Origin of the sequence: Halalkalibacter oceani (assembly GCF_023715605.1) — a bacterium.
In the GTDB taxonomy this organism is placed as follows: Bacteria; Bacillota; Bacilli; order Bacillales; family Bacillaceae_D; genus Halalkalibacter; species Halalkalibacter oceani.
Genome location: NZ_JAMBOL010000001.1, coordinates 124,244 through 137,075, shown reverse-complemented (window position 1 = coordinate 137,075; position 12,832 = coordinate 124,244). Strand labels below are relative to the sequence as shown.

Genomic DNA, 12,832 nt, shown 5'->3' with positions numbered 1-12,832 from the left:
CAGCCTCCTTATGAAGGATTATCGTACGCGGAAGGAACCCTTTTCTTCTTCTCCCCAGAAAAGCTGGCACGTATCCCCCGATGTCAGCGGCCCGACTCCTTCAGGCGTTCCTGTATAAATCAGGTCTCCTTCCCCTAGTCCGAAGCAGTCCGCGCATTCATCGATAATCGTTTGAAAATCAAAGATCATATGACTGATATTGCCTTTTTGCACGACTTCTCCATTTTTGACAAACGAGAAATCAACCTGCTCGCAGTCTTCCACGCTCGTAAATTCCCAAAAAGAGCCGACGATGGCCGATTGCTTAAAGCCTTTCGCCCGCAGCCACGGGTGGCCCTTTTTCTTGAGCGCCGATTGGACATCACGCAGCGTTAAATCAACGCCTAAAGCGATTGCCCCGACGACGTCAGCAACGCGATCGCCAGCTTTCACTTCTCGCTTCATCTGCAACACAATTTCAAGCTCGTGATGGATCTCCCCTTTATCCTGCGGAAGGGTAATCTCCCGGCCATCTGCCTGCACAAGAGCATGCGTCGGCTTTGAAAACAACAGTGGCTCCTCTGGAACCGCATTGCCGAGTTCCTCCGCATGCTTCACATAATTTCGACCAATGCAATAAATGTTTCCTACGTTCATCGTCATCTCTCCTTTGTTGTTTGAAAAACTGGACAATTGATGAGTCGTGGGGGAGATTGGTGCCTTGGTTAGGAACCTCTTTCCGCTATTGACGTTTCAGCACCCTTTTTCCAAGATGAAAGGAACCTCCTTCCGCTATTGGCGATTACAAGGAGGCTATTCCGCTTGTTCTGGCTTAATTGCGGAATCTCGTTCCTGTTTTTGCGCAAATAAGCATCATAATAGCGGGATAGCGGAATCTCGTTCCACTTCGCCTGAAGGAGGGGCGCTGCCGTTCCACTTTCCCCACATGCTTTAAGAGAAGGCGCCCCCACATGACAGGGACACCTTCTCTCCTACAACGCTTTGACTAAGCCGCCGTCGACGAGAAAAGATTGGCCAGTGATATACGTATTGGCGCCAGAGCCGAGAAAGACAACGATACTGGCAAATTCATCCGGATTGCCGTAGCGCCCGATTGGAATCGATTGCTCGGTTTGCTTGCGCAATTCCTCATAGCTTTTTCCTACTTTGTCGGCGCGGATTTGATCCAGCTCGGCAACGCGGTCTGTGGCAATTCTTCCCGGACCGACCGTATTGATTAAAATATTGTCCGCAGCCAGCTCCTGAGACAGGCTTTTCGCCCAGCCGACAATTCCGGCGCGGAATGTATTGGAAAGAATCAAATTGTCGAGCGTCTGCTTGATTGAAGAAGAGGCAAAATTAATGATCCGGCCTCCCCCTGCTTTTCTCATATGCGGCAGCACCTCGCGCGTCAGACGAATAAAGCTTAGCAAATTCAGTTCAAACGCCTTGTACCAGTCCTGATCGGAAAATTTTTCAAAGCCGCCGGCTGGAGGTCCCCCGGCATTATTAATGAGCACATCGACCCGGCCAGTCCAATCGACCGCTTCCTGAACGAGGTTCTTAATCGATGTTTCATCCGTAATATCACAAACGGCATAACGGACTGATTCATTTCCTGTTGCTGCTTTAATTTGCTGAACCGTCTGCTCTAATTCTTCCGCGTTCCGGCTTGAGATAAGGACATTCGCCCCTTCCTTCGCAAAAGCAAGCGCGCTCGCTTTCCCCAAACCTTTACTGGAAGCGGTAACGATGACTGTTTTCTTATTTAGCTGTAAATCCATCTTATCAGGACTCCTTTATGCGTTTTTTACTTGATTGACAAGCGGCGTAAAGCCATTGATCTCGCAGCTGACAACATCGCCGTCACGGATCACGACAGCACCCGGCGTCCCGGTTGAAATGATGTCGCCCGGCAGCAGCGTCATCACTTTCGAATGGAAGGAGACGAGATTCCATGGTGTAAACGTCATGTTTGAGACGACGTTTTTCCGATGAAGCGAGCCGTTAATCATCGTCGAGACTTCGAGCTTCATGACATCGTCAACCTCATCAGGCGTCACCAATTCCGGACCGAAGCTAAAAAAAGTGTCAAAGCTTTTCGAACGCGTTAAGTAACGCGGGTTTTTCTCGAGAATGTCTTCCGCTGTCATATCAATAATCGTCGTGTAGCCGGCGACATAATGGATCGCATCCTCTTCCTCGACATTCTTGCATTCTTTCCCGATGATCACGCCAAGCTCCGCCTCGGCTGTCGTCCGCTTTGATTGTGGCGGCAGCAAAATCGTATCCTTTTCCCCAATAATCGTTGTGTCCGGTTTCATAAAGCTCGCCGGTTCGGTGTTAGGCGCCTTTTCACTTAAATCCGCAGCATGCTCTACATAGTTCAGCCCGATTCCCCAAATTTTGCGGGGATGGCGGTAAAGCGGGCCACACTCCACTTCCGTGCGGGCGGTCCCATCCAGCTTGGCGAGCACCTCCGCTCCTTCTGAGTCATACCACTCTTGAAGGCGGCTAATATCAGCTGTCGTAATCAGCCCGAACAGATCCTCTGCCCAACTATGCTGAAAAGTGCTGTTGATATCCTTCACCGAGTAAACTCTTCCGTCATGTACAACCGCTGCTCTTTCTTCACCGTGCTGCTTAATTGTCGCTAAACGCATGATATCAATCTCCTTTTTTCGACTCTTATATAGATACAAGATTACTAGCTTGATTTCCTGCTTCGATTTTCTCAATATTTGAGAAAGCAATTTCCAAAACCCGCTTTAGCGTATCTTTCGTACCAGCTCCAATATGGGGCGTGGCAATCACTTGATCCAATGCAAAAAGCGGATGATTACGTTCCGGCGGCTCACTGCTCCATACATCGATTCCGGCTCCGCTTATTTGCCCTGCCTGCAGCGCAGCCGCCAATGCTTCTTCATTTACCGTGCCGCCGCGCGACACATTGATGAGTACAGCCGTATGCTTCATCAGCTCGAATTCGGCCTTGTCAAGAAAATGTCTCGTTTCAGGCAACAGTGGAAGATGGAGGCTGATAATATCGGCCTGCCTGAGCAGTTCCTCTTTTGCGACATAGACCGCCCCTAGCGCTTCCTCCTGCTCACGGCTCGCGCGCTGAACGTCATAATAGATAATCGTCGTTCCGAACGCTTTTGAGCGTCGCGCTGTTTCCTGACCGATCCTTCCAAAGCCGAACAAGCCGTGAACCTTCCCACTTACTTCATAAGAGGAAAGGCGATGCTTCCACATCGGCCACTCTCCTTGCTTCGTTTCCCGGTCTAAAAGTAGCAGCCTGCGATACAACGCCAAAATCATCAGCATTGACAGCTCTGCCACCCCGTTGGCATTGGCTCCGGGTGTATTGGCCACCGTAATGTTGCGCTCCTTGGCCGCCTGCAGGTCAATATTGTCAACTCCGACGCCCGTTTTTTGAATGTGGACCAGGCGGGGAGTCCGTTCCAGTAAGGACGCCGATATCTCCGCTGTCGCCACGACGAGATAGTCGGCTTGCGCAAAGGCAGTTTCCCGGCGGTCAGAGTCAAGCTCGGCGCTAAATGACAGCTCAGCCCCCGGCGGCTTCATCTCAAGCAAAAGCTGCTTTAATTCCGGTGATACCGGATCGACATAGACGATATTCATTCCGCTCACCCCACTGGACTAAATTGCTCGGTTTTAATGCCGAGCTGATCGCTGATCGCCTGCAATGTCTCGAGCATTTGCGCGGAAACCGGAATGCCGTTTTGTCTCAGCTCGCGCGTCCGCTCAAATTCAATTTCACCAGGCAAGTAAATTCGGTCCACTCCCTGCATCCGTTCAATTCCTTTGATTTCTTGCGCCATTTGATCGACTCTCGCTTTAAAAACATCCAACTCCTGAAAAAGATCGGCTCTCATCACAAAGAAAAACTGGCCGACATTCTGCTCATGCTCAAAATCATCGAACAGACTGCCGATATACGGTCCATACGCCGCTCCTGTAAATAAAGAAGAGAGCGTTTCCACTAAAAAGGAGAGACCATACCCTTTCGGCCCTCCGACCGGAAGAAGCAGCCCTTCAAGCGCTTCTTTCGGATCGGTTGTTTCTCTGCCGTCCTTGGAAATGGCCCATCCAACCGGAATCGACTTGTTTTCCTTTTCGGCAAGGACGATTTTTCCTTTTGCGACAGTGGTCGTTGCCATATCAAATACGATGTTCATCTCCCCGCCTGTCGGAATGCTGTAAGAAATCGGATTCGTTCCAAAGAAAGGCGTTCTTCCTCCCCACGGCGCCATCACCGACGGCGCGTTTGTGACCGCAATCGAAATGCAGTCATGCTGCGCGGCGTAATCCGTATAAGCAGCCAGCATCCCGGCATGGTTGGAATGCGAAATGCCGACAATGCCGACGCCGACCTCCTTCGCTTTCTGAACCGCAAGCTTAATCCCTTTCGTCGCCAGTGAAATCCCCATACTGTTTTCACCATCGATCAGGGCACTGACGGGAGTTTCCTTCGTAATATGAAAATTCAGTTTTTTGTTGACAATCCCTTTTTCCAGACGTTTGCAATAGACGTCGATCTTACTGATTCCGTGCGAATCAACCCCGCGTAAATTCGCCAGCACAAGATGCTCGGAAATCATTTGAGCCTGCTCCTGATCCAGACCGCTCCCTGTTAAAATTTGACCAATCCATTCTGTCAGTACAGCTTCCTTTATCCGGGTCATCAAGCTGCCCCCTCCTTTTGTCGATAAAACACCATATATAAGATTTAATTTAAAAAATTCCGACTACTCCTTCTATTTACCGGTACGGACTCAAGCCGATAAGCGGCCAATAGAAAAACGCAAACAGAAACATGATCGGTACCGTCACGATGAATAAGACGATGCCGACTTGAAACAGATCTGCCTTTGAATAGCGGTTTAAAGCGAAGGTCATTAAATTCGCCGGACTCTGCGTCGGAAGAAAATAGCCAAACGAGCAAGTAATAATGACGATTTGCGCCAGCCAAACCGGATTGATCGCCAAAGCCTCGGCAAGGCTGATCGTCAGCGGAAGAAAGACTGCCGTTACGCCAAGCATATTCGCAAACCCAAGCCGGAAAACGGTTACAAGGACGAGCATCACAATCGCGGCGAGCAGTGGGCTTTGCGGCGGGATATAGGCGACCAAGCCTTGGGCAATCCAATCTGCTGTTCCGTTCGTCTGCATCGCATCAGCTAGCGCGTATGCCGCACCGAACAAAATAATAATGTTCCAATTAATTGCTGAACTTGCCTGTTTCCATTGCTGTACGCCGAAAAGCGGCAAGCAGCTCAGCACCGCGCTGAACATCGCCACCATCGCGACGGAATAGCCATGGAACGGCTCTGTCATCCAGCCGGCCAGCATGAAGAGGCTAATCGTCAGCAGCTTTTTCTCATTGATAGTAACGCTTCCCATTTCACCAAGCTTCTCCTTAATATAAGCCCTGCCCTTGCTCCAATGATCGAGCTTGATTGGATAGCGCCACATTAAGACGAGCCAGAGAACGAGCAGCATCGTCAGCGCGAGCGGAACATTGACGATAAACCAGTAAAGATAGTTCCAATCGAAACCCGTCATCAGCTGAATCGTGGAAGCGGCATATACAGATGAACTGGAGCCGGTGATCAAAGCGAACGACATGAAGGACGAGGTGAACGTCACGCCGAGAAGCACGCTTTTTGCGTAGGCCGGATTGTCGCCATTTTTTCGCACAACTTCAATCAGTCCGACGCACACCGGCAAAATCATCGCGATTCTTCCGGCTCCGGTCGGGATGAGAAAGCTTAAGATGGTCAAGGCCAAAATCACAAGTCCGATACTCGCTGTCGCGTTTCCCTTGACTATCGAAAAAATCGAAAGCGCAATCCGTCTTCCCAAGCCTGTCGACTCAAAGGCCGATGCGATGATGAACGTCGAGACGAGCAGCCAGACAAACGACTGGGCGTACCCTTCCAGCCCTTGCGCAAAATCAGAAATGCCGACAAGCTCCAAATACAATAATATGCCGAGAGAAATAATGGGCTGCGGCCATGTTCCGAGCGCCCAGCCACTTAAGGCGAAGACGAGCACAACAAACATCAGCGCGTGCTCGATCGGTAGAAAAAAGAGCAATAACCAGCTTACACTGTTACTAAGATAAAAGACGAGATCGGGACGAAACGACTTCAACGCATGTTTCATTTGCTGCTTCGTTTCAATCACACAAGCTGCTTCTCAGCTTGCTTGTTTTCATTCGGACGATCCAAGCCATGTTATGCACAAACGGTGTGCTTTCCTTCAACCGATTGAACATTAATTCCCCTCCTCATCGCCTGGAAGCTGATGAAGATTATATTCTGCTGATTTCCAGGCTTTATGGATATGCATTTCCGCCCGTTCTCTCGCCAGTTTCTTATCCTTGGCAATAATCGCTTCAATGATTTGTTCGTGCTCGCGAAACACCTCCTGCTTTCGATCATGATTGATCCAAGAAGTCGCGCGGATTAAGGCGATCGGATGAGCCAGCGTTCTCCTCATCTTATCGAGCACTTCATTTCCAGCTAATTGAAAAATAAAATTATGAAATTGATCATTGAGTTTAATAATATTCTCATCGCTTTGCGGACCGACATCCTCAGCAAGCGTTTTCTTCATCTCTTTCAGCAACTGCCGGAACTGCTCTTCCGCATCCGCCGTGACATGCTCCGCGGCCAGCTCTGCCCCCAGTCCTTCCAAAACAGCTCTCGTCTGGTAATAATCCTGAATGTTTCGCTGCGTTAATTTCCGGACAAACACCCCTTTATGAGGTTTCAGAACAACCAAGCCTTCTTCCTGCAAGCGAATCAGGGCATCACGAATCGGAGTGCGGCTGACTTCAAGCTCTTCGCTTAATTCTTTCTCCAATAGATGGTGACCCGGCTTATACTTTCCTGATAAAATATCTGACTTCACTCTTTCATACACGGCACCTGTTATTGTTTTCGCTTTTATCGTCATCGCTTTCAACCTCACAGTCCCTCTCTGTATTCCTGTCGCTACAGCTTTTTTAATTGTCTCATTATATCATGTTTAAGCGACTTCCTTAAATATAGAGAGCCTACTTAGCAACTAATTGAGTCCTTTTCGCCTGATCCGTCTGTAAATCCATTTCGCAATCGGATAAGCAATCAGTACAGCAATAAAAATGACCAGGGCAAGGGAAATTGGCCGTGAAACAAAGATGTTGAATGAGCCTTCAGAAACAAGTAATGATTGTCTGAGCGACCGCTCAGCCATCGGCCCCAGTACCAGCGCCAAAACGAGGGCAGCAGGGGAAAACCCATACAGTCTCATGAAGAAGCCGATCAAACCGAAGACGAGCATAATCCATGTTTCGATCATACTGCCATGTAAACTGAACGTTCCAATCGTACAAAGAATCATAATCACCGGCACGAGTAATTTATAAGGAACCTCCATTATTTTCACAAAGACCGGAATCGCGAAAATATTAATCGCAATTAAAATGATATTCCCTAAATACATACTTGCAATTAGCCCCCAGGCAAACTCAGGCTCCTGTTCCATTAAAAGCGGCCCCGGCTGCAGCCCCCACATCAGAAAGGCTCCGAGTAAAACGGCCGTCGCTCCCGAACCCGGGATCCCGAGCGTCAGCAGCGGAATCATCGCTCCGGAAGAAGCCGCGTTATTCGCCGATTCAGGAGCGACAAGACCAGGCATATGACCTTTCCCGAACTTTTCAGGCGTTTTTGATACTTGCTTTTCAAGTGAATAGGACATTAAAGATGCAATCGTCGCTCCAGCTCCTGGCAGGATTCCGACGACAAACCCGAGAAACGAGCCCCGCAGCAGGGTGAACTTGCTTTCGACAAAGTCGTGTGCATTCGGCCAAAAGCTTTTTTTGTCGTCCAGACGGATGATTTCTTCTTTTTCTTTCTTATGCTGACCGGAATAAAGCGAATAAAAAAGTTCCCCGATCCCGAACAACCCGATCGCTACAGGTAGAAAGTAAATGCCGTTAATTAATTCGGCCTCTCCAAAGGTGAAGCGCTGTGCTCCTGAGATGACGTCGACACCGACGACAGAGATCGCCAGACCAATCAGTGCCGAGATCACGCCGTTAATTTTGTTATCTCCCATAATCATGACCAATGTCAGCAACCCGCCGACCATCACGAGAAAATACTCAGGTGAGCCGAACGCTCCCGCGGCCATCGCAAAATAAGGAGCAAATAAAGTGATAAGCAGAACGCCGATCGTTCCCCCTACAAAGGAAGCGACCGCCTGCATCACCAGAGCCGGACCGACGCGGCCGTTTCTCGCCAGCGGATAGCCGTCAAATGTACTGGCAACCGTCGCCGACTCACCGGGAGTGTTAATCATGATCGAAGTGATTGTTCCCCCGTACATCGATCCGTAATAAATTCCGGCGAGCATGATAACGGCTGTAACCGGCTCAAGCGAGAAGGTCAGCGACAGTAAAATTGCGATTCCCGCTGTCGGGCCAAATCCGGGAATTAAGCCGACGACCATACCAACAAAAGCGCCGATCATTAAAAATAATATATTAATAGGGGTGATTGCCACCGAAAGTCCTAACCAAAGATCTGAAAGTATTTCCACTATTTTCTCCTCCCTTCTCCGTTAGAAGCCGAATATTCCTTCTGGAAAGCCGGCATTCAGCCAGACATCCAGCAAATAGTAGGTTCCTAAAGGCACTAAGATGGAAATCAACGTATTTACGACCATTCTTTGACGGTTAAGGACAAACAAGACGGCAAACGTATAAAGAATCATTCCGATTACGGCCCCTATAATTTGCAAAGTTCCAATAAAGAGAATCGTTAACACAATCATAATGATCATCGTTCTTACATTTTCCGTGATGGCAAAGGATGGCTTATTCTGCAGATGAAGCTTAAGATCTTTCGCAAAGGTAATAGCTGTAAAGACAATTAACAGACCACCAAGCCATAATGGGAAAAACCCCGCCCCCACCTGTCCCGAGCTGGTGACGTATTCATATCTTGTGCCGTACACGGTGAAGAAAATAGATGTGGCAAGCAATATTCCTGAGAATATAACTCTCATTTCGCTCCTCCTTAAAGTGAAAGGGGGACTCTCAGGTGCATGAGTCACCCTTTCTTGTCTACCTATCTATCATTATCCAGCTAGCCAATGACACCGAGTTCAGTCAAAATCTCTTCAAATGTGCTTACCGTCTCCTCCAAATAATTCGAAAAGTCATCGCCATACAAAATGTATTCAGATAAGTGATTTTTCTCGATATACTCTTTCCATTCCGGCGTTTCGGCAATCTGCTTCATCGTATCAATCCAATACTCACGCACCTCATCCGGCACATCCGGCGGCAGAATGACCCCGCGTGGCATCGAAATGTTGACATCTAAGCCTGATTCAATAAAGGTCGGGATTTCCTCAAACTGGCCGGGCAATCTTTCCTGCCCTGAAAATGCGAGCGCTTTCAATTCTCCTGCTTCAAGCTGTCCGAGCACGTCTCCAGGATTCGATACGACAGCATCCAACGTCCCTGCCAACATATCCGCCAGCTGTAAGCCGGTGTCATCATATGGAATATATTCATAATTTTCGACTCCTGCTTCCTCCGCAAAAGTGGCGACAATCATTCTGTCCACGTTGGCAACACCGATCCCGCCGAAATTCAACCGGTTGGCTTTCGCATGTTCAATAAAGTCTTCCAACGTCTCAAATTCTGAATCTCCCGGCACGACGAGGAACATGTCATCCGTTGCCATTAAAGCGACATGGGTGAAGTCTTCATACGTCCAGCCTGGATCAGATTGCAATGGAGTCGTAATAAAGCTTCCGCTCGTTGTCGAAATATCGCTGTCTGAGCCTGCTTTGCCCATTAAATAACCCCAGCCGACTGCTCCGCTTCCCCCTTCACGATTTTCAGGAACGATTGATTCCGGATAAAGCTCATACTGTTCAATGATCTTAATCATGCTTCTTGCCATGACATCATTTCCGCCTCCCGGTCCAAAAGCAATCGTCCAATCAAGAGGGCCGGACGGTTCAAATTCAGCTTCTCCTTCCGCTCCCGCTCCTTCAGCAGCTCCGCCTCCTTCTTGACTCGTTTCATCAGAACCACACGCTGCGATCATTCCCATTACGACTAACATCAGGACAAGTAATAAAAATCTCTTCATCAATAAATCCCCCTTAAGTAAACGCTTTCATTTACTTTTATTATTTTAAGAAAACCTCGTAGCGATTTTTCTTAACAGATTGGCAAGGTTCTTACTTTGTTTCAGAATTAGATAGAGATTGACTACTTTTCAGTTGATCCCAAAAGGTCCTCGCCTTTTGGGATTTACTCGATGTTATACCAGGTCGATGTCGCAACAGCAGCCAGTTTTCCCTCTTCATTGTATAGCTTTGATTCTAAGAAAATGACGTTGTTTCCCTTCTTCGAAAACGAAGACGTACACGAAATCGTTCCTGTGCGAACCGGACGGAGAAATTGCGTTTTAAGTTCCAAGGTGATAGCCGCCCCAAGAAACCGCTTACATAAATGTCCCATCGAAACATCCAGAATAAATGAAATGACACCACCATGCAACGTACCTTGGGGATTAAACATAAAATCTTTGCTTTCCAGCTCGATTGTGCATGTATCCTCCCCATATGAAAACGATAATCCAAAAAGCTTAGCTAAGAAAAATTGTTCAAATTCCGGCTTATGTTCCTGAAGTGCGCGTTCAAAGCTTTCTCTTGCCGCTTTTTCATTCATATTTCTTCAGTCCTTAAGAGTACGTGAATTTTGGCTTTCTCTTCTCAAGGAACGCTTGCACCCCCTCTTTATAATCATCCGTATCAAACGAGATCGTTCGTAAGTACTCTGTTCTCTCACTTTCCTCGGTTTGACCGGAAGTGATCAATGAAATAATCTCTTTCATGCTGCGAACGGTGAACTGCGCCTTTTCACAAAGTCCTTGGGCAAACTCATACGTTTTTTCGACGATTTCCTCCGGCTCATAAACAACATCAACGAGCCCGACGCGCAGCGCGTGCTCAACATCAAGAATTTGTCCGGAGAATAAAATATATTTTGCCGTGGACGGACCAACGAGATCAACGAGTTGCTTTGTTGCCGTTAAGCCGTACACAAGGCCAAGCTTCGCTGGAGTAATTCCAAACTTTCCATTCGTATCCGTGAAACGGAAATCGCAGGCAAGCGCAATTTCCAGTCCCCCGCCGATACAAAACGATTGAACCATCGCGATGCTCGGCTTTGTCATCGTGGCTAGGGCGCGCTCCGCTTTATGAGTAGCGGCGTTGTAAATCTTCGCCCCTTCCGCATCAGCCCGCAGCGTCTTAAATTCGCTTATATCTGCTCCGGCAGCAAAGCTTGTTTCATCTGCCCCTCGCAAAATAAGTACTTTAATGTTCTTATCATTTTCCACATCTTCGACGAGTGAAGGAATTTCCTTCCACATTTCGTGCGTAAGCGCATTCCTTTTTTCGGGACGATTGAAAATAATCGTAGCAATTTCACCCTGCTTTTCTAAAACAAGATCCTTTTTTTCCATTACACCTCTTCCTCTCTATATTTATTATAAATAACCTCTTCTTCATACAATTTGGCAATTTCCGCTTCATCCATGCCGATTTCTCGCAGCTTTTCTGCTGTGTTCTGACCTAACCACGGCGCAGCCGAACGAATTTGCAGCGGCGTTTTCGAATATTTCACCGGAACGCCGATTGTTTTAATCTGGCCGAGCTTCGGATGCTCCATCTCGACAATCATCTCTCGCGCCTTAATATGAGGATCATTGAGCGTCTGATCATAGGTGTACACAGGCCCTGCCGGCACACCTGCCGCATCTAATTTTTCAACCCAATAAGCGGTTGGGTGCTCCTGCAAAATCGCTTCAATGTCTTGTTCCAGCTCATCAATGTTATCCATCCGCTTTTGCAAGTCAATGTATTTTTCCGCCGTGATCCATTCCGGCTTTTCAACGACGTGCTGACAAAACTTCTCCCATAAACGCTGGCTTCCAGCCCCGACCGTTACATAGCCGTCCTGTGTGCGATACGATTGGTACGGCGTGGATCGTCTATGTCTTGTTCCCGTTGCCTCCGGTACTTCGCCTTTCCCGAAATAGGCAGCCGATTCCCAAATCGTCCACGCTAATCCTGCATCGACCAATGACGTTTCAAGATATTGTCCCTCGCCTGTGTTTTGCCGATGAATATAGGCTCCGAGAATACCATAGATAGCCGACGCTCCGGCAGCGATGTCGTTAATCGCAATCCCGACTTTGGCCGGTCGCCCGCCAGGTTCACCAGTCATTCTCATAAAGCCGGTCACACCTTGAGCAATGATATCAAAGCCGCCCTTTTGACTGTACGGTCCAGTTTGGCCGAAGCCTGAAATGGAGCAATAAATAATATCAGGCTTGACTTCTTTAATTGTTTCATAGTCGATATTCAGCTTCTTTGTGACGCCCGGGCGGAAATTTTCAATAATAATATCAGCCTCGGCGGCGAGCTTATGAAAAATCTCCACTCCTTTTTCCGATTTCAAATCAAGAGCGAGACTTTTCTTATTACGGTTTGCCATTGCAAAGCAATAGCCTTCGTCATTTATAAACGGGCCCAGTCTCCGTGAATCATCTCCTCCCGGGAAGCGTTCAATTTTTGTAACTTCCGCCCCCATATCGGAAAGAACCATCGTACAATAAGGCCCGGCGAGAAATTGTGTTAAGTCCAGGATTTTCACACCATCTAAAGGTAGCATGATACCCCTCCCTCTCGTATATTGTGTACAATATACAATATACTCGTTAAATTGGGCGATGTCAACAAATATTCCGAA

At 48.1% G+C, this 12,832-nt stretch carries 13 protein-coding genes; all 13 read right to left on the bottom strand.

The features are described 5' to 3' along the window. Positions 1-18: 18 nt before the first annotated feature. Positions 19-636, bottom strand: a complete 618-nt coding sequence (locus M3202_RS00670) for a fumarylacetoacetate hydrolase family protein (RefSeq protein WP_251221458.1) — start codon at positions 634-636, stop codon at positions 19-21. Between the two features lie 335 nt (positions 637-971). Next, entirely contained in the window at positions 972-1,763 is a 792-nt protein-coding gene (locus M3202_RS00665; RefSeq protein WP_251221457.1) for an SDR family oxidoreductase, read from the bottom strand. 15 nt (positions 1,764-1,778) lie between these two features. Beyond that, positions 1,779-2,642, bottom strand: coding sequence for a fumarylacetoacetate hydrolase family protein (locus M3202_RS00660; RefSeq protein WP_251221456.1), 864 nt, complete (start codon positions 2,640-2,642; stop codon positions 1,779-1,781). Between the two features lie 25 nt (positions 2,643-2,667). Then, positions 2,668-3,624 (bottom strand): NAD(P)-dependent oxidoreductase, encoded by a 957-nt coding sequence (locus M3202_RS00655; RefSeq protein WP_251221455.1) that lies wholly within the window; start codon positions 3,622-3,624, stop codon positions 2,668-2,670. Between the two features lie 5 nt (positions 3,625-3,629). Next, positions 3,630-4,688: an Ldh family oxidoreductase gene (locus M3202_RS00650; protein WP_251221454.1), complete on the bottom strand. Its 1,059-nt coding sequence runs from the start codon at positions 4,686-4,688 to the stop codon at positions 3,630-3,632. A gap of 76 nt (positions 4,689-4,764) precedes the next feature. Then, positions 4,765-6,192, bottom strand: a complete 1,428-nt coding sequence (locus M3202_RS00645; protein ID WP_251221453.1) for an SLC13 family permease — start codon at positions 6,190-6,192, stop codon at positions 4,765-4,767. Positions 6,193-6,282: 90 nt separating this feature from the next. Next, positions 6,283-6,966, bottom strand: coding sequence for a GntR family transcriptional regulator (locus tag M3202_RS00640; RefSeq protein ID WP_251221452.1), 684 nt, complete (start codon positions 6,964-6,966; stop codon positions 6,283-6,285). A gap of 111 nt (positions 6,967-7,077) precedes the next feature. Continuing rightward, entirely contained in the window at positions 7,078-8,592 is a 1,515-nt protein-coding gene (locus tag M3202_RS00635; protein WP_251221451.1) for a tripartite tricarboxylate transporter permease, read from the bottom strand. 21 nt (positions 8,593-8,613) lie between these two features. Beyond that, on the bottom strand, positions 8,614-9,060 hold the full coding sequence (locus M3202_RS00630; protein WP_251194878.1) for a tripartite tricarboxylate transporter TctB family protein: 447 nt from the start codon (positions 9,058-9,060) through the stop codon (positions 8,614-8,616). A gap of 80 nt (positions 9,061-9,140) precedes the next feature. Further along, positions 9,141-10,160 (bottom strand): tripartite tricarboxylate transporter substrate binding protein, encoded by a 1,020-nt coding sequence (locus tag M3202_RS00625; RefSeq protein ID WP_251221450.1) that lies wholly within the window; start codon positions 10,158-10,160, stop codon positions 9,141-9,143. Positions 10,161-10,324: 164 nt separating this feature from the next. Next, complete coding sequence (locus M3202_RS00620; RefSeq protein ID WP_251221449.1) at positions 10,325-10,744, bottom strand: PaaI family thioesterase; 420 nt, start codon at positions 10,742-10,744, stop codon at positions 10,325-10,327. Positions 10,745-10,757: 13 nt separating this feature from the next. After that, positions 10,758-11,543 (bottom strand): enoyl-CoA hydratase-related protein, encoded by a 786-nt coding sequence (locus M3202_RS00615; protein ID WP_251221448.1) that lies wholly within the window; start codon positions 11,541-11,543, stop codon positions 10,758-10,760. After that, positions 11,543-12,754 carry a CaiB/BaiF CoA transferase family protein gene (locus M3202_RS00610; protein WP_251221447.1) on the bottom strand — a complete coding sequence of 404 codons (1,212 nt, stop codon included), beginning with the start codon at positions 12,752-12,754 and terminating at the stop codon, positions 11,543-11,545. The genes M3202_RS00615 and M3202_RS00610 overlap by 1 nt, the downstream gene beginning before the upstream one ends. Positions 12,755-12,832: the final 78 nt, after the last annotated feature.

Coding starts and splice junctions, on each gene's coding strand:
- M3202_RS00670 (WP_251221458.1), bottom strand. CDS start 636: ATGAACGTAGGAAACATTTATTGCATTGGTCGAAATTATGTGAAGCAT.
- M3202_RS00665 (WP_251221457.1), bottom strand. CDS start 1,763: ATGGATTTACAGCTAAATAAGAAAACAGTCATCGTTACCGCTTCCAGT.
- M3202_RS00660 (WP_251221456.1), bottom strand. CDS start 2,642: ATGCGTTTAGCGACAATTAAGCAGCACGGTGAAGAAAGAGCAGCGGTT.
- M3202_RS00655 (WP_251221455.1), bottom strand. CDS start 3,624: ATGAATATCGTCTATGTCGATCCGGTATCACCGGAATTAAAGCAGCTT.
- M3202_RS00650 (WP_251221454.1), bottom strand. CDS start 4,688: ATGACCCGGATAAAGGAAGCTGTACTGACAGAATGGATTGGTCAAATT.
- M3202_RS00640 (WP_251221452.1), bottom strand. CDS start 6,966: ATGACGATAAAAGCGAAAACAATAACAGGTGCCGTGTATGAAAGAGTG.
- M3202_RS00630 (WP_251194878.1), bottom strand. CDS start 9,060: ATGAGAGTTATATTCTCAGGAATATTGCTTGCCACATCTATTTTCTTC.
- M3202_RS00625 (WP_251221450.1), bottom strand. CDS start 10,160: ATGAAGAGATTTTTATTACTTGTCCTGATGTTAGTCGTAATGGGAATG.
- M3202_RS00620 (WP_251221449.1), bottom strand. CDS start 10,744: ATGAATGAAAAAGCGGCAAGAGAAAGCTTTGAACGCGCACTTCAGGAA.
- M3202_RS00615 (WP_251221448.1), bottom strand. CDS start 11,543: ATGGAAAAAAAGGATCTTGTTTTAGAAAAGCAGGGTGAAATTGCTACG.
- M3202_RS00610 (WP_251221447.1), bottom strand. CDS start 12,754: ATGCTACCTTTAGATGGTGTGAAAATCCTGGACTTAACACAATTTCTC.